General features: G+C 70.3%; 20 protein-coding genes and 1 pseudogene. 4 read left to right on the top strand and 17 right to left on the bottom strand.

Annotated features, from left to right (window positions below):
* The first annotated feature begins 5 nt into the window (after positions 1 to 5).
* The 3 genes and pseudogenes from ACFYMU_RS31565 to ACFYMU_RS31555 form a co-directional block, all read left to right on the top strand.
* The gene (locus tag ACFYMU_RS31565) at positions 6 to 1,853 is read left to right on the top strand and encodes a biotin carboxylase N-terminal domain-containing protein (RefSeq protein WP_388380646.1); all 1,848 of its coding nucleotides are present in this window, start codon (positions 6 to 8) and stop codon (positions 1,851 to 1,853) included.
* 102 nt (positions 1,854 to 1,955) lie between these two features.
* Complete coding sequence (locus ACFYMU_RS31560; protein ID WP_388380643.1) at positions 1,956 to 3,116, top strand: acyl-CoA dehydrogenase family protein; 1,161 nt, start codon at positions 1,956 to 1,958, stop codon at positions 3,114 to 3,116.
* Between the two features lie 60 nt (positions 3,117 to 3,176).
* A pseudogene (locus ACFYMU_RS31555) lies at positions 3,177 to 3,854 on the top strand (AMP-binding protein); the annotation flags it as partial.
* A gap of 103 nt (positions 3,855 to 3,957) precedes the next feature.
* Here the strand turns inward: ACFYMU_RS31555 and hemC are convergent.
* Genes hemC through ACFYMU_RS31530 form a run of 5 tightly spaced genes read right to left on the bottom strand, consistent with a single transcriptional unit; the run spans position 3,958 to position 6,587 of the window.
* Positions 3,958 to 4,932 (bottom strand): hydroxymethylbilane synthase, encoded by a 975-nt coding sequence (hemC, locus tag ACFYMU_RS31550; RefSeq protein WP_388380641.1) that lies wholly within the window; start codon positions 4,930 to 4,932, stop codon positions 3,958 to 3,960.
* Positions 4,929 to 5,402, bottom strand: a complete 474-nt coding sequence (locus ACFYMU_RS31545; protein WP_388380638.1) for an NUDIX domain-containing protein — start codon at positions 5,400 to 5,402, stop codon at positions 4,929 to 4,931. Before ACFYMU_RS31545 ends, hemC begins: the two co-directional genes overlap by 4 nt.
* 26 nt (positions 5,403 to 5,428) lie before the next feature.
* Complete coding sequence (locus ACFYMU_RS31540) at positions 5,429 to 5,743, bottom strand: hypothetical protein (protein WP_388380636.1); 315 nt, start codon at positions 5,741 to 5,743, stop codon at positions 5,429 to 5,431.
* Entirely contained in the window at positions 5,743 to 6,222 is a 480-nt protein-coding gene (locus ACFYMU_RS31535) for a hypothetical protein (RefSeq protein WP_388380633.1), read from the bottom strand. The genes ACFYMU_RS31540 and ACFYMU_RS31535 overlap by 1 nt, the downstream gene beginning before the upstream one ends.
* Positions 6,219 to 6,587, bottom strand: coding sequence for an ATP-binding protein (locus tag ACFYMU_RS31530; protein ID WP_388380631.1), 369 nt, complete (start codon positions 6,585 to 6,587; stop codon positions 6,219 to 6,221). Before ACFYMU_RS31530 ends, ACFYMU_RS31535 begins: the two co-directional genes overlap by 4 nt.
* 226 nt (positions 6,588 to 6,813) lie before the next feature.
* Between ACFYMU_RS31530 and ACFYMU_RS31525 the strand changes: the two genes are divergently transcribed.
* On the top strand, positions 6,814 to 8,163 hold the full coding sequence (locus ACFYMU_RS31525) for a transcriptional regulator (protein WP_388380628.1): 1,350 nt from the start codon (positions 6,814 to 6,816) through the stop codon (positions 8,161 to 8,163).
* A gap of 60 nt (positions 8,164 to 8,223) precedes the next feature.
* On the opposite strand, the gene ACFYMU_RS31520 is transcribed toward ACFYMU_RS31525, so the two are convergent.
* From ACFYMU_RS31520 to ACFYMU_RS31465, 12 genes are all read right to left on the bottom strand, one after another.
* A complete protein-coding gene (locus ACFYMU_RS31520; RefSeq protein WP_388380626.1) occupies positions 8,224 to 8,568 on the bottom strand; it encodes a hypothetical protein in 345 nt (114 codons plus the stop codon).
* Positions 8,565 to 8,819: a hypothetical protein gene (locus tag ACFYMU_RS31515; protein WP_388380623.1), complete on the bottom strand. Its 255-nt coding sequence runs from the start codon at positions 8,817 to 8,819 to the stop codon at positions 8,565 to 8,567. The genes ACFYMU_RS31520 and ACFYMU_RS31515 overlap by 4 nt, the downstream gene beginning before the upstream one ends.
* Before the next feature lie 78 nt (positions 8,820 to 8,897).
* Complete coding sequence (locus tag ACFYMU_RS31510; protein ID WP_388380620.1) at positions 8,898 to 9,842, bottom strand: N-acetylmuramoyl-L-alanine amidase; 945 nt, start codon at positions 9,840 to 9,842, stop codon at positions 8,898 to 8,900.
* A 68-nt stretch (positions 9,843 to 9,910) separates the two neighbouring features.
* Positions 9,911 to 11,404, bottom strand: a complete 1,494-nt coding sequence (locus ACFYMU_RS31505) for a collagen-like protein (protein ID WP_388380617.1) — start codon at positions 11,402 to 11,404, stop codon at positions 9,911 to 9,913.
* A gap of 183 nt (positions 11,405 to 11,587) precedes the next feature.
* Complete coding sequence (locus ACFYMU_RS31500) at positions 11,588 to 12,235, bottom strand: hypothetical protein (protein WP_388380614.1); 648 nt, start codon at positions 12,233 to 12,235, stop codon at positions 11,588 to 11,590.
* A gap of 92 nt (positions 12,236 to 12,327) precedes the next feature.
* Positions 12,328 to 13,425, bottom strand: coding sequence for a hypothetical protein (locus ACFYMU_RS31495; protein WP_388380611.1), 1,098 nt, complete (start codon positions 13,423 to 13,425; stop codon positions 12,328 to 12,330).
* An 11-nt stretch (positions 13,426 to 13,436) separates the two neighbouring features.
* Positions 13,437 to 14,444: a hypothetical protein gene (locus ACFYMU_RS31490; protein ID WP_388380608.1), complete on the bottom strand. Its 1,008-nt coding sequence runs from the start codon at positions 14,442 to 14,444 to the stop codon at positions 13,437 to 13,439.
* Positions 14,445 to 14,457: 13 nt separating this feature from the next.
* A complete protein-coding gene (locus ACFYMU_RS31485; RefSeq protein ID WP_388380605.1) occupies positions 14,458 to 15,795 on the bottom strand; it encodes a phage distal tail protein in 1,338 nt (445 codons plus the stop codon).
* 2 nt (positions 15,796 to 15,797) lie between these two features.
* On the bottom strand, positions 15,798 to 18,026 hold the full coding sequence (locus tag ACFYMU_RS31480) for a phage tail tape measure protein (protein WP_388380602.1): 2,229 nt from the start codon (positions 18,024 to 18,026) through the stop codon (positions 15,798 to 15,800).
* 49 nt (positions 18,027 to 18,075) lie between these two features.
* Entirely contained in the window at positions 18,076 to 18,213 is a 138-nt protein-coding gene (locus ACFYMU_RS31475) for a hypothetical protein (protein ID WP_318319413.1), read from the bottom strand.
* Positions 18,214 to 18,284: 71 nt separating this feature from the next.
* Positions 18,285 to 18,770 (bottom strand): hypothetical protein, encoded by a 486-nt coding sequence (locus ACFYMU_RS31470; RefSeq protein ID WP_388380599.1) that lies wholly within the window; start codon positions 18,768 to 18,770, stop codon positions 18,285 to 18,287.
* A partial coding sequence (locus ACFYMU_RS31465) for a phage tail tube protein (RefSeq protein WP_388380596.1) occupies positions 18,770 to 19,277 on the bottom strand: 508 nt, incomplete at its 5' end. The genes ACFYMU_RS31470 and ACFYMU_RS31465, both read right to left, overlap by 1 nt.

Below are 19,277 nucleotides of genomic sequence, written 5' to 3'. Positions count from 1 at the left end.
GGCCCGTGATTACTTCCGTTCTGGTGGCGAACCGCGGCGAGATCGCCTGCCGCATCGCCCGAACCTGCCGCGAGCTGGGCATCCGGACCGTGGCCGTGCACTCGGACGCCGACGCCGGCGCGCTCCACACGCGTGTCGCGGACGCGGCCGTACGGCTGCCGGGCGCGACCCCCGCGGACACTTATCTGCGCGGCGAACTGATCGTGAAGGCGGCCCTCGCGGCCGGCGCCGACGCCGTGCACCCCGGCTACGGTTTCCTGTCCGAGAACGCCGGCTTCGCGCGCGCCGTCCGCGACGCCGGCCTCGTCTGGATCGGCCCGCCGCCGGAGGCGATCGAGGCGATGGCCTCCAAGACCCGCGCGAAGAAGCTGATGGGCCTGGAGCCGCTGGCCAGCGTCACGGCCGACGACCTGCCCGTGCTGGTCAAGGCGGCGGCCGGCGGCGGCGGACGCGGCATGCGCGTCGTGCGGGACCTGGCGGACCTGGACGCCGAACTGACCGCCGCGCGCGCCGAGGCGCTCGCCGCGTTCGGCGACGACGAGGTCTTCGTCGAGCCCTATGTGGAGGGCGGACGCCACGTCGAGGTGCAGATCCTGGCCGACACGCACGGCACGGTGTGGGCGCTGGGCACCCGGGACTGCTCCCTCCAGCGCCGCCACCAGAAGGTGATCGAGGAGGCGCCCGCGCCGGGCCTGACACCCGAACTGACCGACTCCCTGTGCGCGATGGCCGAGCGGGCCGCCCGCGCCGTCGACTACGTGGGCGCGGGCACCGTGGAGTTCCTGGTCGCCGACGGCCGGGCGCACTTCCTGGAGATGAACACGCGTCTCCAGGTGGAACACCCGGTCACCGAGGCGGTGTTCGGGATCGACCTGGTGGCCCTGCAGATCCGGGTCGCGGAGGGCGCCGCCCTCGGCGCCGAGCCGCCCCGGGCCCACGGCCACGCCGTGGAGGCCCGCCTGTACGCCGAGGACCCGGCCCACGACTGGGCGCCGCAGACGGGCACACTGCACCGCCTCGCCGCGCCGGGCGTGCGCCTGGACACCGGCTACGCGGACGGCGACGCGATCGGCGTCCACTACGACCCCATGCTCGCCAAGGCCGTCGCCCACGCCCCGACCCGCGCGGAGGCGATACGCAAGCTGGCCGGAGCCCTGGAGCGGGCCGAGATCCACGGTCCGGTGACCAACCGGGACCTGCTCGTACGGTCCCTGCGCCACGAGGAGTTCACGGCGGCCCGGGCCGACACCGGCTTCTACGAGCGCCACCTGCCCGGGCTGACCGGGTCCGCGCCCGACCCGTACGCCCCCCTGGCCGCCGCGCTCGCGGACGCGCACGGCCGCTCACGGTTCGGGGGCTGGCGCAACCTGCCCTCGCAGCCGCAGGTCAAGCGCTACCTCATGGCGGGCGAGGAGCACGAGGTCGGCTACCGGCACACCCGCGAGGGTCTGGCGGCGGACGGGGTGCGCGTGGTGCACGCCGACCCCGGCCTCGTCGTCCTCGAAGTCGACGGCGTCCAGCGGAAGTTCGAGGTGGCCCGCTACGGCGACCGGGTGTACGTCGGACCGACCGCCCTGACGGCCCTGCCCCGCTTCCCGGAACCGACGGCCGACCACGCCCCCGGCTCCCTGCTCGCCCCCATGCCCGGCACGGTGGTCCGGGTCGCCGACGGGCTGGCCGTCGGAGCCTCGGTGAGCGCCGGACAGCCCCTGCTGTGGCTGGAGGCGATGAAGATGGAACACAAGATCACGGCGCCGGTCTCCGGCACCCTCACCGCCCTGCACGCGAGCCCCGGACGGCAGGTGGAGCTGGGCACGCTGCTGGCCGTCGTGGACGACGACACGCCCCGGTAGGGGCGCGGGACAGCACGACCGCGCGGCCCGCCGCCCGGCGCCGCGCGGCGCGAACGACCACGGGCGCGAGCAACCACACCGAACCCGCACCAGGAGACCGACATGAGCCCCGTCATCGAATCGGACGAACACAAGGACCTCCGCGCGGCCGTCGCCGCCCTCGGCAAGCGCTACGGCCGCGAGTACGTCACCACCCTCCTCAAGGAGGGCCGCCACCCCACCGAACTGTGGGCGGAGGCCGGCAAGCTCGGCTACCTCGGCGTGAACCTGCCCGAGGAGTACGGCGGCGGGGGCGGCGGCATCGCCGAACTCTCCATCGTGCTGGAGGAACTGGGCGCGGCCGGCTGCCCCCTCCTCATGCTCGTCGTCTCGCCCGCCATCTGCGGCACGGTCATCGCCCGCTTCGGCACCACCGCACAGAAGGAACGGTGGCTGCCCGGCCTGGCGGACGGCACCCGCACCATGGCCTTCGGCATCACCGAACCCGACGCCGGCTCCAACTCCCACCGCATCACCACCACCGCCCGCCGCGAGGGCGACGAGTGGGTGCTGACCGGGCGCAAGGTGTTCATCTCCGGCGTCGACATCGCCGACGCGACCCTGATCGTCGGCCGCACCGAGGACGCCCGCACCGGGCGGCTCAAGCCGTGCCTGTTCATCGTCCCCCGCGACACGCCGGGCTTCGGGCGGCGGCAGCTCGACATGGAGCTGTCCAGCGCGGAGAAGCAGTTCGAGCTGACCCTGGACGACGTGCGGCTGCCCGCCGACGCGCTCGTCGGCGACGAGGACGCCGGGCTGCTCCAGCTGTTCGCCGGTCTCAACCCCGAGCGCGTGATGACCGCCGCCTTCGGGGTCGGCATGGGGCGGTACGCGCTCTCCCGCGCCGTCGAGTACGCGCGCGAGCGCAGCGTCTGGAAGCAGCCCATCGGCGCCCACCAGGCGATCGCCCACCCCCTCGCCCAGGCGCACATCGAGCTCGAACTGGCCCGTCTGATGATGCAGAAGGCCGCCCACCTGTACGACGCGGGGGACGACATCGCCGCCGGAGAGGCCGCCAACATGGCCAAGTACGCGGCCGGGGAGGCGTGCGTGAAGGCCGTCGACCAGGCCGTGCACACCCTCGGCGGCAACGGCCTCACCCGGGAGTTCGGGCTCGCCTCGCTGATTACGGCGGCGCGCGTGTCTCGTATAGCACCGGTGAGCCGGGAGATGATTCTCAACTACGTCTCCCACCAGACCCTCGGCCTGCCGAAGTCGTACTAGGACCCGGCGGCCACCACCGCAGCCGTACCGCAGTCGTACAGCGTCGTACGAGGAGGAACCGTGTTCCGAAGCCAGTACGCAGACGTCCAGGCCGTCGAACTGCCCATCCACGAGGCGGTCCTGGGCCGGGCCGCCGAATTCGCCGAACGGCCCGCCCTGATCGACGGCGTGGACGGCACCACCCTCACGTACGAGCAGCTCGACCGGTTCCACCGGCGGCTGGCCGCGGCCTTCGCCGAGGCGGGCGTGCGCAAGGGCGACGTCCTCGCCCTGCACAGCCCCAACACGATCGCCTTCCCCACGGCGTTCTACGCCGCCACGCGAGCGGGAGCATCGGTGACGACGGTGCACCCGCTCGCCACGGCGGACGAGTTCGCCAAGCAGTTGCGCGACTCGGCCGCCCGCTGGATCGTCACCGTCTCCCCCTTCCTGGAGACGGCCCGCGCGGCCGCCGAGAAGGCGGGCGGCATACGGGAGATCTTCGTCTGCGACAGCGCGCCCGGCCATCGCTCGCTCATCGACATGCTGGCCACGACCGCGCCCGAGCCCCACGTCGACATCGACCCCGTGCAGGACGTCGCGGCCCTGCCGTACTCGTCGGGCACCACGGGCATCCCCAAGGGCGTGATGCTCACCCACCGGTCGATCGCCACGAACCTCGCGCAGTTGGAACCGCTGGCGACGACCGAACCCGACGAGCGGCTCCTCGCCGTCCTGCCGTTCTTTCACGACAGTGGGGGTAAAGGACAGCGAGCGTCGGCGCCCGCGGCGAACAGAGAGCGGCCCCGGTACCTCACGGTAGGTACCGGGGCCGCTCAGTTCCGGACGGACGTTGCGGCCGTCAGTGGGGGATGCCCTCGATGATGTCGCGGGCCCCCTGCCGCAGAAGTTCAGCGCAGACGCGCGAGCCGAGAACGGCGGGGTCGTTCATGCTCTCGCCCCAGAAGTGCGCGTGAACGAACTTGGAGCCGTCGCGCGAGAAGACCATGCCGCGCAAGCTGAGTTGTCCGTCAGGCTCCGTGATGCAGTGCCCCGCAATGGGGCTGTTGCAGTGCCCTCGTAGGCCGTGCAGCATGACCCGTTCGGCGGTGATCTCGGTCATGGTGCGTTCGTGGTTGACCTGCTGGAGCAGGTAGGCGACCGGGTCGTCTTCCTTCCGGCATTCGAGGCCGAGGGCGCCCGCGCCGACGGCCGGCAGCATCTCGTCAACCTCGAACACCTGCCGAGCGCGGTCGCCCAGGTCGAGGCGTTCGAGGCCGGCCAGCGCGAGAACCATCGCGTCCAGCTTGTGATCCATCGGCTTGTGACCGTCGAGCTTTTCGATTCGGGTACCGACCAGGCCGCGGACCCTGATCACGTTCAGGTCGGGACGCACGCGGCTGATCTGCGCTTTGCGGCGCACGGCCGAAGTGGCGACGGACGCGCCGGACGGGAGATCGGCGAGCGTCCGGACGTCGGACCCCTCCGGGACGAGTAGGACGTCGCGCACGTCGTCACGGGGGAGGTAGGCGGCGAAGATCAGGCCGCGCGGCATGGGGACGTCGCCCGGCACGTCCTTGATGCAGTGGACGGCCATGTCCACCTCGCCGCGCTGCAACATTTGGTCGATCTCGCGGACGAACAGGCCCTTCCCGCCGAGCTGCGCGAGGTCGCCTTGCCACTTGTCCGCCTCGGTCGTCACCGGTACGACCTCGATGTCGAGGTCGGGTTCGATCTTGCGCAGCAGGCCCGACACCTGCTCGACCTGGGCAAGGGCCAGCGGTGAGCTACGCGTACCGATGCGCAGCTTTCGGGCGGGGAAGTCGTTGGAGGTCATAACGTCCCTTCGTGTCTGGTTTCACGGTAGACCGTGCTGCCGGGGGTCTGGAGCGGCCCCACGATCCGCACGGCTATTGCGGGGTGCAGCAGCTCTTGAGCCTCAGTGCGGGGCGCCCAGCGCCATGCGTCGAGTTCGGCGCGCTGCAAGGTGATGCGGTCGGTGTCGGCCTGGGAGAAAACGGGGCCGGCGAACAGGAACGCCAACCGGTCACGGCGACCGGGGCGGGTGGCTTGCAGCCACTCGACGGCGAACAGGTCGTGTTCCGTAACGTCGAGGTTGTCGAGGCCGAGTTCTTCGCGCACCTCTCGGCGAACGGCGTCGACGGGGGATTCGCCCTGCTCGACGATGCCGCCGGGCAGATGCCACGGAGCGCCGGCCTTGGCCGGGTGGACGATGAACAGGTCGTCGTCTGGATTGGTGAACAGCACTGAGGCTGTCACCGGGTGGCCGGGGGCCAGTGGTGACATGGGCGCATCCCTTCGGCGTAGGTGGCTCACAACAGGCGGGCGATCGAGGGCGGCATGAACAGGTCGCGTGCCCGGTGCTGGGCCCATACGAGGGCCGCGTCGCCGTCGTCGCGGCGGGCGTACCCGACGCACAGTTCGCAGTCGTCGAGGTGCTGGGGCGGTACGTCCTCGGGGTGGCCCTGGGCTATGTGGCGAGCCACCTGCAACTGTTCCCAGAAACACCCTTCGGGGGCGTCCCAGGTGCGGGCGAGTCGCAGCAGCCACCGCACACAGTCGGGGCACGCGAACATGAATGGGGGCGGCACGGGGCGTTCGACGAACTCGCCCGGTTCCTCGTACATCAGCGGGTCCGGAGGGTCGTCGCGCCCATGTACGCGCGATTGGTGGCGACGACGCGTTCGAGGTACTGCTCGACCATGTCGGGGCCGGCGCCCGGGGGGACGGGGTCAAGGCCGATCGTCACGCACGCAGGCCGGCCGGCGGTAACGTGCCGGCGCCACGCGTCGCCCGGGGTCGGTAATCGCATGACGAATGCAGGGTGCCCGTAGTCGAGGGCGACGAAGGGGCCGCGGATCAGGAGACGTGCGCCGACGATCGGCACGCGCTCGGTGGCCGGGCGTAAGTTCATGGCGTCGACCATGCCCATCAGGCCGTCCTCGACCGTCTCGGCCGTCTCCCCGGGGCGCCGCGGGGGTGCGTGGCCGATCAGAACGTACGCGACGGGAGGCGCGAGGGCGCCCGCGTGCACCCAGGTCGACACCGTGCAGCCGGCGGCGAATCCGGGGCCGGGCACGGCCCGGAACGATACTTCGGTCGTCACCTGTCTACCTCCGCCCATACGGCTTTCCCGAACGGTCTGTCGTCGACGTTCCACCGCGCCGCGAGGGCGTCGACGATGTGCAGGCCCCGGCCGCGGGCCCGCTCCCCCGATTCGTTGCGCATGTGGGGGCGTCGGCGGCGGGGGTCGTGCACCTCGATACGCACTAGCTCAGGGGTCGTCAGGACGGCGACGAGTAGCTTCTCGTCAGGTTCCGTTCCGTAGCGGTAGGCGTTCGTGACCAGCTCCGCGACGATCAATAAGACGTCGTCGCGCTTTGCCTCGACGAGTGGTTCGTCGTCGTGCGCCAGGACCTCGCGCACGTATGCGCGGGCCTGCGCCGACGCTTCGGCGCGCGCGGGGAACATCGCTTGCGCTGGGGGCGCGCTAGGTGATGGGGCGCAGGGCGCCAGCTCCCGCGGTGGTTCGGTCATGCCTAACCCCTTCGGGCAGCCGCGACGGGGGTTTCGCGGCTGCTTCACGAGCGAATGAGTTTGCCTGACTAGGCAACACGCGTAACGAAACCGGGGGTACCGTCGAGGGGGGTGTCGAAGGGTGTCGCTTTCGTCGCCCACGGTCGCGGAGGTGCGGGGAATGAAGACGCCGAACGACGAACTTGCGTACTGGGTTGGACGCTCGGGTATCAGCCGTAAGGAACTGGCGCGGCGTGTGCAATCGAAGGCGCGGGCGTGGGGACAACCGAACGTCGCCCCGAACGCGACCAGTGTGCGCCGCTGGTTGGAAGGTGAAACGCCCCGCGCGCCGGTCCCCGACATTCTGGCCGGGGTGTTCTCCGATCACTTCGGATGGCGCATCACGACGTACGACATTGGCCTCGGGGAAGGAAGTTCGGCCGAGGCCGGCCTCGCCTACGACCCATCGTTCGCGGCTACCGTGGAAGTAGTCGCCGACCTTGGGAGGGCCGACGTGGACCGTCGACAGTTCCTTGCAGCAGCGCCGTTCGCCGCGGTGGCCGGTGTCGGTCCCTCGCGGGACTGGCTGTTGAACACCCTCGACCAGGAACCGGAACCGGGCCCGCGGGTGAGGCTGGAAGACGTCTTGGCCGTGAAGAACATGTTCGGGACGTTCCAGAAAATGGACGTCCTACAGGGCGGCGGGTCCGGGCGCCTGGTGCTCGCCGAGTACATGAACCACCACGTCTACCCGCTGTTGCGGCGGTCGCATGACGACCAGGTGCGGCGCGCGCTGTGCGAGGCCGCGGCCGAACAGACCTACCTACTTGGCTGGATGGCCTACGACAACGGCGAGCACTCCGTCGCACAGCGCTACTTGATCCAGTCGCTACGCCTCGCGGAGGAGTCGCACAATCCGGCGCTCGGCGCGCACGTCCTCGCGGGCATGGCCGATCAGGCGACGCTACTCGGCAACCCTGCCGAGGGCCGGCGCCTGGCACAGGCCGGCCGTCAAGGTCTGGCGCGAGCACACTCGCCGGCCTGCCTCGCGGACCTGTGGTGTCTGGAGGCGCGCGCCCTCGCCCTGCTCGGCGACAAGTCGGCGGCGACGCGGGCGGTCGTTCAGTCGGAACGGGCGTACGCGCGGGCAGACCTCGCCGAGGAACCCGACTGGGCGGCGTTCATCGACCCTGCGTACCTGCACGGCGAGCACGCCAACACCATGCGCGACCTGGGCGACGCTGCGGCGGCCGAGGAACACGCGGCCCGCTCGATCGAACACGCGAAGATGCAGAACCGGGCCCGCCGGGGCGCCATGTCTCACGCTGCGCTCGCCGTGTCCCACCTGCAACGGAAGGATCTCGACCAGGCGTATTCGGTCGGCCTGCGGACGCTGAAGCTGTCCGGACAGGTGAAGTCCTCGCGGGCGGTCGAGGCCGTGCAAGACCTGCAACGGCGGATGCAGCCCTTCGGCGGGCGCCTGGTCGCCGACTTCTCCGAACGGGCCCGCGAGCTGGTCACTGCGGCGTAGGCGCCGGAACGCAGAGAACGCCCCCCACAACGGCCACAGACGGCCGTGCGGGGGGCGTTCTCACGTGCGGGTGGCGAGCTGCCACAGGGAGAGGATGAGGCCGCACAGGGCGACCAGGGCGGCGAGGGACGGGAGCGGCCACCGTGCCCGTTCGAGGTCCGCGAGGCGGCTGTCGTTGCGCTTCTGCCGCTCGGTGTCGCCCCGTTCGAGGGTGTCGAGCCGGCCGTCGTGAGCGTCGAGCCGCGTCGAGTGGTCCTTGATCTGCATGTCGGTCTGGTCGTGGCGCTGCATGAGCAGGGCGAGGGCGCCGTCGGTGCGGGTGAACCCGACCTCGATCGTGCGCCGGATGCGTTCCAGCTCAACGGCGACCGCGGCCGGGTCCGACGGCGGCGGATTGGTGGTCACTCGGCGGTGCCTCCGTCGTCGACCAGGCCGAGACCGAACCGGTCGAGCAGGGCCTCGACGGCGGGACTCGCCATGATCCGGGACACGATGCCGGCAACGCCCGCGGCGGACACGGCGGCGCCCACGATCCACGGGGCGGCGACGGCGAGGTCGGAGTCGGCGAGCAGGGCGGCGAGGGCCGGGAGGACGGCGGCGACCGCGGCGAGGGTCTGGAGCGCGGTACGGATGGCGCGCTTGTTCTTGACGTTCATGCGGGGTGCTCCTGTTCGTGCGGGCCCGCCCCGCGGCGCGGTGCCGCGGGGCGGGGCGGATGGGGGGTCGAGCGGGGCCTACTTGTCGTAGGCGAGGCGGTGCAGGTACGCCCACCCCTGCGGGCCGATGGCCGGGTCGCTGGTCTTCCCGGCGGCGCGGTACTTCGGGTAGGCGTTGTGGAACTTCACGACCGCGGCCTCGGTCTGCGGGCCGTAGTTGTCGGCCTCGACGACCGACTTCGCCATGAATCCCGCGGCCTTGAGCGCGCGCTGAAGGGGCTTCGCCGACGGCGAGGTCTTGCCCGGGGCGAGGCCGGCCGGGAACGCGGGCGGGCTGTACGGCTTCGGCGTGGTCGCGGCCTTGAGCTTGAGGACTTCGCCGGCGCGGATGACGTACGGGGCCTTGATGCCGTTCAGCGTGGCGAGGGTCTGCCACGCGACGCCCACCTTCGCCCCGATGCCGGACAGCGTGTCGCCGTCCTTGACGGTGTACGTGGTCGACGTGCTGCCCCCGCCGGTGCTGGCGCCGGTGAGCTTCTTCGCTCGGGCGACGATCTCGGCGAGCTGGGCGACGATCCGCGTACCAGGGCAGGACGTGTGTCCGCCCCACGCGCTACCGCCCATCGCGTGGTACCCGAGACCCTTGCCCGACGGGGAGTTCGTCACCTGGAGCGGGACACCGTAGGTCTTGTGCGCCCATGCCAGCACTTCGGCGACGCGGTCGAGCTGGGCGTCGGTGAGCGCGTCGCCCCCCTGCCCCTCGTTCTCGACGCTGAGCCACGACGTGTTACCGCCGGCCTGCGCCCATGCGCGGTCGCTGGTGTCGACCCACTGGCGGAGCTTGCCGGTCTTGCTCGTACCGAAGTGACTCGACGCCCGGGCCTTGCTGTTGCGGAACCAACTGTCGGTCCCCTCGAACGTGCCGGCCATGATGTGGACGACGACGCCCCGCACTTCGGCCTGTCCGTTGTCGGTGAAGTTGACGGCGATCGGGCGCCACTCGGCGCCGGGCATACGTGCCATGGGTGGTGTCTCCAGACATGAAAAAACGCCCGCGGCGCGGTGCCGGGGCGTACGGGTGGTGTGGGTGATCAGGCGGCGAGTGCCACGATCGGGATGTCATGGTCGGCGAGCGCGGTCGAGGCCGTCGGGCTGACCGTGGTGGGGAGCGTGCTCTGTGCCGCGATGTACCAGGCGCGCGGGAATGGCGTCGTGGTCATAAAGAAGTTGGCCGTAGCGACCGGGGCCTCGTTCTGCACGTGGAAGAACGAGAAATCGGCCGTGCCGCCCACGGTCATCAGCCACGCCACCCAGTACCGGCCGGGGGTGAGCGTCGTCGAGGTGAAGCTGAGCGGGACGGCCCCGATGTGGTTCGAGACCATGCCGGGGAGCGCTCCGGTCTCCTGGCCGGCCTGCGTGAGCGCGACGGCGCTCGACGCGACGACGCGCGTCCCGTCCTCGCGGTAGATGCCGGCCATGTACCGGTTGGTGGACACTCCGCCGTACCCGCGGGCGAACATCACGGCCTTGGTGACCGTGGTTGACTCCGTGATGTTCACGCCCGTGAGGTACAGGCGCTGCGGCGTGAGGTACTTCGCGGCAGGGTTGGCCACGCCTCCGGGGTCGAACGACCAGGCGGCGAAACCGAGTGCCTGCGGGGTCCATGAGTTCTTGGCAACCGCGGTCGGCATCTGCGCGATGGGGATACGCGTCGTCGAGTCGAGGGACGCGACTCCGTTCGCTGCGGCCCGCGCGGTCGTGGCGAGGGCGCCCACCTGTGCGGCGGTGTATGTCGGGCGCTGGCCGGTGGTGAGGATGCCGTCGGTCCCCAGGGTGGCGACGCCGGACGCGGCGCCCTTCTCCGTCGTGGGGATGGCCCCGACGTCGGCGGCGACCAGGGCGACGTTTCCGGAACCGTCCGGGCTCTTGCCTGCGACGGTCGAGACTGCGCCCCCTCCGCTGCTGGCGGGGAGCTGGGCGGCCGGAACCTTGCCGGTCGCGTCGAGCTGGGCGACGCCGTTCGGTGCGCCCGGCGCGGTGTCCGGCACGGCGTGCACGGCGGCGGCGTTCAGGGTCACCGCGGCGGCGCTGATGCCGTTGACGGACTGCACGACGCCCGGGGCACCCGCGGTGCCGGCGACGCCCTGGTCGCCGCGGTCGCCCTTGTCGCCCTTGTCGCCCTTGGGGCCCTGCGCGCCGGCGTCGCCCTTGGCGCCCTGGGGGCCGATCAGGGACGCGAGCCACTGGGCAACCGTGCCGGCGAATCCCTGCTTCACCGCGACCTCGTACGCGGAGTCACCTCGCACGGCTACATAGGTCGGCGTCGTCGGGTCGGTGGGTGCAATGTCTGCGATATCGACGGCCGGAGTCGCCGCGGGTAGCAACACCTGATAGACGCGGTTCATCTGTACGCCGGCGAGCTGTTCGGCCACGCTGTACGACCAGCCGGTCGGGTTCATGCCGGGGGCGTCGGTGGCCGGGATGGTGACGGCGAACGCGCCCTGAGCGTCGAGGAGTGCGGTAACGGGCCCGCCGAGGATCACGTCGGAATCGGGGAAGGTGATCAGGCTGGGGGCCCGGAACACGACTTGCCCACTGAGGGGGGTTCCGTCAGGGAGGAGATACCGGCCCGTCACCCGGACTGTGGGAATCGACTCGGGCAGGGGCATCGGTGGCGGCCTCCAACTTCGGCGGGGTCATGGTCATGGGGTCGCGGCCCGGAGCGGGCAGGAAGCCGCTCGACTCCGGGTCCGGGGCGGTGGGTGTGCTCACTGGGGGGCCTCCGACGCGCTGAAGGTGTTCCGGGTGTAGACACCGAGACAGTTCGTGCGGATGGCGCCGGAACCGGTCTTGACGTTGTGCTTCAACCGGTAGTTGCGGTGGTCAAAGAACTTGCCGCGCACGGGCTTGGTGATCTCGTGAGCGGTCCAGCCGTTCGAGGTGTTGGCCGTCCACGACTCGATCACGCCGTCGTTGTCCTCGAACTGCACAGTGGCCGTGACGCCCGCGGGGGTGTACGTCTCGAACGACGCATACAGAACGGCATTCATCAGGCGCGTTGCGCCGGTCCATGCGGTCGTCAGGGCGGTGTTACTGGTCTCCTGGCCGGCGGTCGACTGCATCGGGATCGGCATGGACGGCCGGCCGAGGAACTGGTCGGCGAAACCGTCGTCCATCACGATCACGTCGGACTCGTTGCCTTCGGCGCGGTTCCACATGCGGATCATTTGGCCGGCGACGCCGGACTCGTCGCCCACGGTCAGGGCGGGGGTGCCTCCGGTCGCGCGGGCCATACCGACGGCCCAGTCGCCTTCGGGCGTCTGGCCGGTCATGAAGATGCGCGTTCCGTCGGGGGCCTCGCAGATCAGGCGACCGCCCTCGCCGATCCGAACGTCGCCGGCGAGGATCTGGTTCATGGCGGGGCGCATCTGTGCTCGGCCCCGAAGGGTGCGCACCTCGCGTTCGAGTGCGGCGATCCGGTCGAGGACGTCTTGCGGGACGTACGCCATTAGGCGGCTACCTCCAAGTAGAGCTTGGCCGTCTCGGGGCGGCCTCGCTCGGGCGGATTGATGGACATGCCGACGACGCGATATCGAGCGTCGAGGACGTCGGGGTGCCACAGGTCGCGGATGCGGACGCGGACGGTCGCGCCGAGCAGCGCGGGCGTGATGTTGCTGCCGAGCAACACCTCGACCTCGGGGATCTGCACGGGGCGCCGGGCGGCGTTCCAGTCGGCGCGCGCGTGCTCGTCGAGGGTGGTCTGTTGCTCCACGGTGGTGTAGTCGGACGATCCGTCGAGGCGCGGCCACCCTGCGGCGAGGTCGTCGTCGGCGACCAGGCGCTCGGACATGAGCGGGTACGACTCGGCGGCCTGGTTGCCGTTGATAGTCGCGCCGCGGGACTGCCACCCGTTGGCGAGGCCGGACGCGTCGTGCGGCCACGCGTACGTGAGGATCGGGCCCGGGTGGTCGAGCACGATCTCGGCGACGCCGGTCCGGATGACGGGGTGCCCCAGGATCAGGCGCTTGACTCGGCGGCCGTCGCCGTCGCGGTAACTGGCGATACGCCACTCGAAACCGTCCTCGACGGCGGCGAGCTGGTCGACCAGGTCGCCGACCCACGGCAGATCGAACCGAGAGAACTCGCGGTCGCGGACAACGCCGGACGGCTCGCCGTCGTACGTGATCCCGATGTCTCCGCCGGGGGTCGACTGCACGTAGTCGAGCAGGCCGCGCACTATGTCGAACTGGTCGACTTGCTGCGCGACTTGGGTGTCGAGCAACAGGCGGCGGTATAGGTAGGACTCCCATCCGCCGCACTGGATGCCGGCGGTGAGGAAACCGCGCGAGCTGCTGGACAGGGACAGCGTCCACAGGATGCCGCCCCACCAGATCTCGCGCCCGCGCTCGACCCACACCCCGGTACGGCCGGGGAGCAGGGCACGGCGGGCGCGCTCGGCGATCTCTCGGTTCGGAATGGGGATGTTGCCGGTGAGCCGGCCGGTCTTGCCTATGTAGTCGTCAAGGGCGACACCCTGCACGTGCAGTGCGTCGACGACCTGGTCGGACCGTAGGTCGGTGAACAGGAACCGGTACGGGGTCTGCACGCGGGGCCCCCTTACTGCACGAACGTCGCGGAGATCCGCAAGTTCGTGTCCTTTTCGAGGGCGTTGTCGGTGCGGGTCGGCCCGCCTCCGGCCCACGTCCGCATGGTCATCAGGCCGTCGGCTCCGATGGCGCACGCGCCGCTACCGAAGCCGTTCGAGGCGGTCGCCTCGACCAGCAGGACGGGGCGCCACCCCGGGGGCAGCGTGGCGACCAGGGTGTCGGCAAGGTTGGGGTTCGACAGCAGGTTCGCGCCGGTACGGGTCCAGAAGCCGAGCACCTGCACGACGCCGTTCCGCCGGCGGGCGTTGAAGGAACTGAGCGACCAGCCGCTCGCGGTGGTCAGTCCGCCGCTGGTCGTCTCGACGGCCCGCTCGGGCGGCCGGTAGGTCTCCCATACGTCGGTGGTGGCGTTCCAGCGTTCGAGGATGCCGCCGGCGTCCCGGAACTGACCCTCGTACGCGCCGTCGAAACTGAGTCCCCACCCCTGCGGGATGATCCCGCCCACGGCGGCGGTGAACCGGCGCCGGTCGGCGAGGGCGCTCGACCAGTTGATCCCGCCCACGCCCGCGGACGTGCCGGCGGGCACGGTGACGTCCCACAGGCGCAGCGAGCAGGCGGGCAGGGTCGGCGCGGTCGGGGTGGCGGTTGCCTCGCCCTGCACGATCTCGATACGGGCGAGGGCGTTGTTGCTCTGGTCGAACAGGCCGTCGTACACGCGCAGGATGACGGAGTCGATTCGCGCAAACTGGGCGTTCCCGTCGGTGAACGTGACGGTCTCGGGAGCGTCGACGGCGACGGGGTACGCGCCCTGCGCGGTGGTGCCCTGCACGGTGGCACGGCCGATGCCGAGTTGCAGCGTCATGGCGCCGGCGCCGGTTGCGGCGAACGGGTTCCCGCCGGGGATCACTCCGCCTCGGGTGCGTATCTCGCTCTCGGGCGACCACGTGCCGACGGGCGCGAGCCGCGTGTCTTCTCTGGTCTGCCCCTGGGGCAGCAGCCATGCGGGGCGCACGGTCACGGGCGGTGTCTCCTTACCAGTAGGCGGCGCGGTAGCGCACGGCGACGGACGCGGCCGGGTCGTTGCTGCCGGGCGCGGCGCGGAACATCAGGGGGGTGGTGCCGGGCGGGAACGTGAACGTCTGCTCGGGGACCGACCTGCTCGTCGCGGTGTAGAGCCGCGAGGCGGTGCTGTTGAGCGTGACTGTGCCGGCCTGCGTGTCGACGACCAGGACGTCGCCGGCGGCGAGGGGGAGGTCGTATTCGAGGACGTCGCCGGTCGTGATGTTCGTCAGGCTCGGCATGGCGACCGGGCCGCGGAACTCGACGACCGGGTGAGTCTCCGCGGTGCCGGTGTTGACGGCGGACAGGCGGCCGGTGCTGCCTGGGGTGCCGAAGTTGAGCGGCCACGCGAGCACGCCCGCCGTGGTGCTGATGCGTAGCGAGGACGTGCCGACGGTGACCGGTGCGGCGAGGGCGGCGGGGAAGGTGACGATCGGTTGTACGAACGCGGCGCCGGGCGGGGCGGCGGCGGTGAACGCTGCGGCGCTCGACTCGCTGGTCGAGTCGGCGACGTGCGCGCCGGCCGCGGTCCACCACCGAAGGGTGATCAGCGCGGCCGTCCGGGCGGCGAGGTCCGCGGCGAACGTCACCTCTTGTCCGGCGGCGACGGTCCATCCGTAGTTACTGGCCTGCGCGGACCACACCAGTTCGCCGGCGGCGGTGAGCGGCTGCACGGACACGGGGCCCGTGCCGTTCCCGGTGATGACGGGGTCGCCGTCGGACCACCATCGCCAGACCTCGCCGATACCGGCGGCCTGGTTGGCGGGCAGTACCTCGACTTCTGCGGCCTCCCACTTCAGGCCGTCCTCGGACACGGGGAGCATGGCCCGTACGGACTGCTCGGCGAGGGCGTACCGGCGGGGGTCGGTGGCGACCCACTCGATCGCCCCGCCCGTGATCGTCCCGACCCGGTATCCGAGCGTCGTTGGGACGGCGCGCCGGGTCGCTCGGGCGAACGCGAGCAGGGGCCCGCGCTCGTCGAGCCACGCCACGAGAGGGATCTCGTCGAGGCGCGGCGCGGTCGCTGCGGACAGGGCGCCGACGACCTCGCCGATCTGCGCGCGCGGGGCGCGCACCATGAGGCCGTCGACGCCCACCGTGCGGGACTGGGCGAGCAACTGCCCGGGGAACGCCCCGTGCGCGTCGGCCCGTTCGACCGTTCCGGAGTCGAGCGGTGGGAGGTCTTCCCACCCGGTGAGCGTCTTCCACCGGTACGGCGTGCCGGGGCCGAGCAGTAGGTCGCCGTACTGGACATGACCGGGGCGGGTGACCAGGGCGCCGGCGGCACTGAACGTTGCAAGATCAGCCATGGTCACCCCCTCGCCTTTGCCAGCCACGCGAGCGCGCGGGCGTTGTCGTCCGGGGTGCCGTTCTCGGCGGCGTGCCAGTGCTCGATGTGCACTCCGCTTGACGGCGCGGCGAGGGCGCCCGCCGGGGCGCCGGCGAGGGCCGGGACGGCGGGCGGGGTGATCAGGTTGGACATGGTCCGGTCGAGGGCGGCCTGTCCCCATCGGATGCCCTTGACGACGCCGGCGGGAATCCAGCGGCCAACGCTCTTGGCCATGACCTTTGACGGCGAGTGAATTCCGAGTGCCTTTGCAATCGGCCCCGGAATCAGGTCCTTAGCCCAACTGATCAACGTGGATTTGAGCCACGATCCCATGGACTTAATGCCGTTCCACAGGCCGCGTACGACGTCGGTTCCCTTGTCGTACAGTAGTTGCTTTAGCGATCCGATTCCGTCGGAAATTCGCTGCGGCAGACCTCGCACCCACGTGACCATTTCGCCGGCCTTGTTGACCGTGGCTGTTTTGATTGCGGACCAGTGCTTGATGATCAGGCCGAGCAACGTCCAATTGAGGAAGGCGTTATACAGCCACCCCGGAACGCCCTTGACCCAATTCACTACGGCATTCCATCCGGCGATGGCGCCGGATTTGATCGTCGCCCAATGCTTGATCAGTAGACCGATAAGGGTGAAGTTCAGGAAGGCGTTAATCGCCATATCCTTAGCCCAAACGATCTTATCGACGAACCAATCCCACAGGGCGAGCGTCCACTTTTTGACGTCGTCCCAATAGGCGATGATCAGGACGACCAGGGCCGCGATAGCGAGGCCGACCCATCCAATCGGGCCCATGGCGACAATCCACGCTTGCGCCATCTGCGCGCCCGCAATGAGCGACTGAATTCCGAGTGCGGTGATCACCGGAATCACGACAGCGGCGATTACCGCGGCGAGGGCGGTAAAAACCCCTGAGTGCTCGCTCACGAACGAGAACAGGGAGGACAGGACAGGCAGAACGGTGCCACCGATGAACTCGGTGAGCGTCTGCATGGCGCCCCGTTTGAACGCCTCAATCTTGGCGCCCGCGTTGTCGCGCAGGCTGTCGCCCATCTTGCCCGCGGCGCCCCCGACCTGCCCTAGGGTGTCGACTGCCTTGGACGGGTCCAGCGCGTACAGCGCTGCTTGCATGTCCTCGGACTTGGTCTTGAAAAGCGAAACGGCAAGGGCGTTGCGCTCGGCCGGGTCCTTGATCTGCCGCATGGCGTCAAAGACCTTGTCCAGCGCTGCCGACGCTTTCGGCCCGCCCTCCGTAAAGGCGGCCTGCATTTCCTTTCCGTTCAGGCCGATGGACGCGAAAGCCTTATCGACGTCCGGCCCGCCGGCCTGAACGGTGAGCAGGAATTCTTTAAGACTGTCCGCGACGACGTCGGTATCGCGCGCGCCCGCCTGTAGACCCTGCGACATAAGGCCCGTGGCCGTTGTCGCGTCAAGGCCGATGTTCCGGAAAATCGTCGAATACTCGTTGAACGTATCCGCGATATCGTCGGCCCGCGGGCCCATGTTTTGCAGACCCTTGGTCAGTACGTCAAGGGCCTCCGTGCCGTTCTTCGCAAGTCCGGTCTTGAGCATCTGCCCGACCGCGTTCGCGGTCTGGCCGAGATCCAGTTCGAACGTGCTCGAAAGGTCGCTGACCTTCGTTGCAATGCTCTGGATTTGCGCATTGGTCGCGTCCGGCGGAGCGATACCCGCGCGCATGGTCGCCGATATCGCGTCGGCTGCACCCTGGAAATCCTCGGTGACGGCGTCGGCGTACATCGCGCCGGCTATCTCGCCGTACTTCTTGGCCTCCGCCGGGGTGGCGCCAAGTTGGGCGCCGAGTCGGCCGGTGATCTGCCCCTGTTCGAGGGCCTGGCCGAAGCCAGACATCAGCAGGGCGCCCGCGGCTACGCCGATTCCGGCGAGGCCGACTTTCAGGCTCGACGACAGGCGTTCGCGGAGACTTCCGCCGGTCGCCTCGCCCACGTCTCCGCCGGCGTCCGCCACGTCTCCGCCGGCGTCGCGCACTGCGCTTGCGGCGGTCGTGGCGAGGCCGTCGCCGAGCGCGTCGCCGGCCTGACGGCCTGCGCGCTCGGCGTCGGATGCGATGGTCGTCGCGGACGCGCGTACGGCCTGCTCGGCGCGCGACAGGCCGGCGTCGACCCCGGACTCGTCAACGGTGATCGTGGCGAGCAGTTCGCCCACGGTCAACGCCACGGCCTCACCTCCTTGGGTGGTGCCGGCCGTGGTGCCGGGCGTGCGGGTGCTACTGGGCCGGTAGGCCCGTGATCCGGGCTATGTCCTCGGGGGAGTCGGCGCGGCGCGGTGTGCGGCGCCATGCGCGGGCGAACCGGGAGTCGGGAGACAGGGCGCCGACCAGGGCGACGAACCGGCGGGTCGTCATGGCTGCCAACTCATCGGCGCGCACCTGGTGTTCGCGGGACAGGTCGCCCTCGATGGCGCCCCAGTGGCGGACTACCGCTTGCCAGAACTCCGCCGCTTCCCGTTCTTCGGCTTCGCCCTGCGCGCCGCCCGGTTCGGCGCCGTGGCTTTTCCCGCGGCGCGGGCGCGCTCCTGGTCGTCGTGCAGCTCGGCGGCGCGCTCCATGGTCACGCTGCCCGGGGTGCGCACGTTCGCGGCCGAGTAGATGAGCACGATCCCGAACTGTCGGTCGGTCATGCCGGCCTCGGCCCACACGTCGAGGGTGTCGCCCCCGAACAGGGTCCCCAGCATCTTGCGGACGTCCGCGGGGTCGTTGCTGTCCTGCACGCGCTCGGCCTGCAAGGTGAACATCAGGGGCAGGGAGTCGGGGAGCACGTAGCGGGTGCCGTACAGGGTGAACGCCTGCCGCGGGCGGCTGGTGTCCTGCTCGGCGAAAAACGCGTCGAAGTCGGCGGGGTCGCCGACGGCCGGCGCCTGCTCGTCGAGGTCGTCGTCGTACGTCGTGGTGTCGGTCGTCATCAGCCGGACACCGCCGCGGTGGTCGGGGCTCCGCAACGGGTGATCGTCGCCGACCAACTGGTCTTCTCGTTGGTGCCTCCGCCCTGCTCGCCGGGCGTGACGGTGGCCTCCCACACGACCCACTGGGTCTGTGTCTCGTGCCGCCACCGGACGGCGTTCCGTGAGTCGATGCCGAGTCGCTGGGACCATTCGCTGTCGACGTACGCCTGTCCGGGGTCCTGGGCCTTGGTGGTCTTGTCGATGCGGAACTGTCCTTCAAGTTCGAGGGTCGCGCCGCGCTGCATCACGTCCTGCTCGTAGTGGCCTTCCGAGTCGAAAGCGGTCGTGTCGGCCGTCTCCTCGTTCTCGCCGGGGTTGTGCGTGAACGTGGTGAGTCCGGCGATCGGAAGCCACGTTTCCTGGGTGGCGCCGGCTTGAGTTCTATCGGTGGTTGCGAACGCCCCGGAAGGAGACGTTCGGATGCCGAAGTACGCCCCCAACAAGATGCCGATCGTGGTGAAGAAGCGG

The sequence above is a fragment of the Streptomyces sp. NPDC007264 genome (assembly GCF_042869095.1).
Classification (GTDB): Bacteria; Actinomycetota; Actinomycetes; order Streptomycetales; family Streptomycetaceae; genus Streptomyces.
Note: the sequence above shows the minus strand (reverse complement) of the source record. Positions and strands in the feature narration are given on the sequence as shown.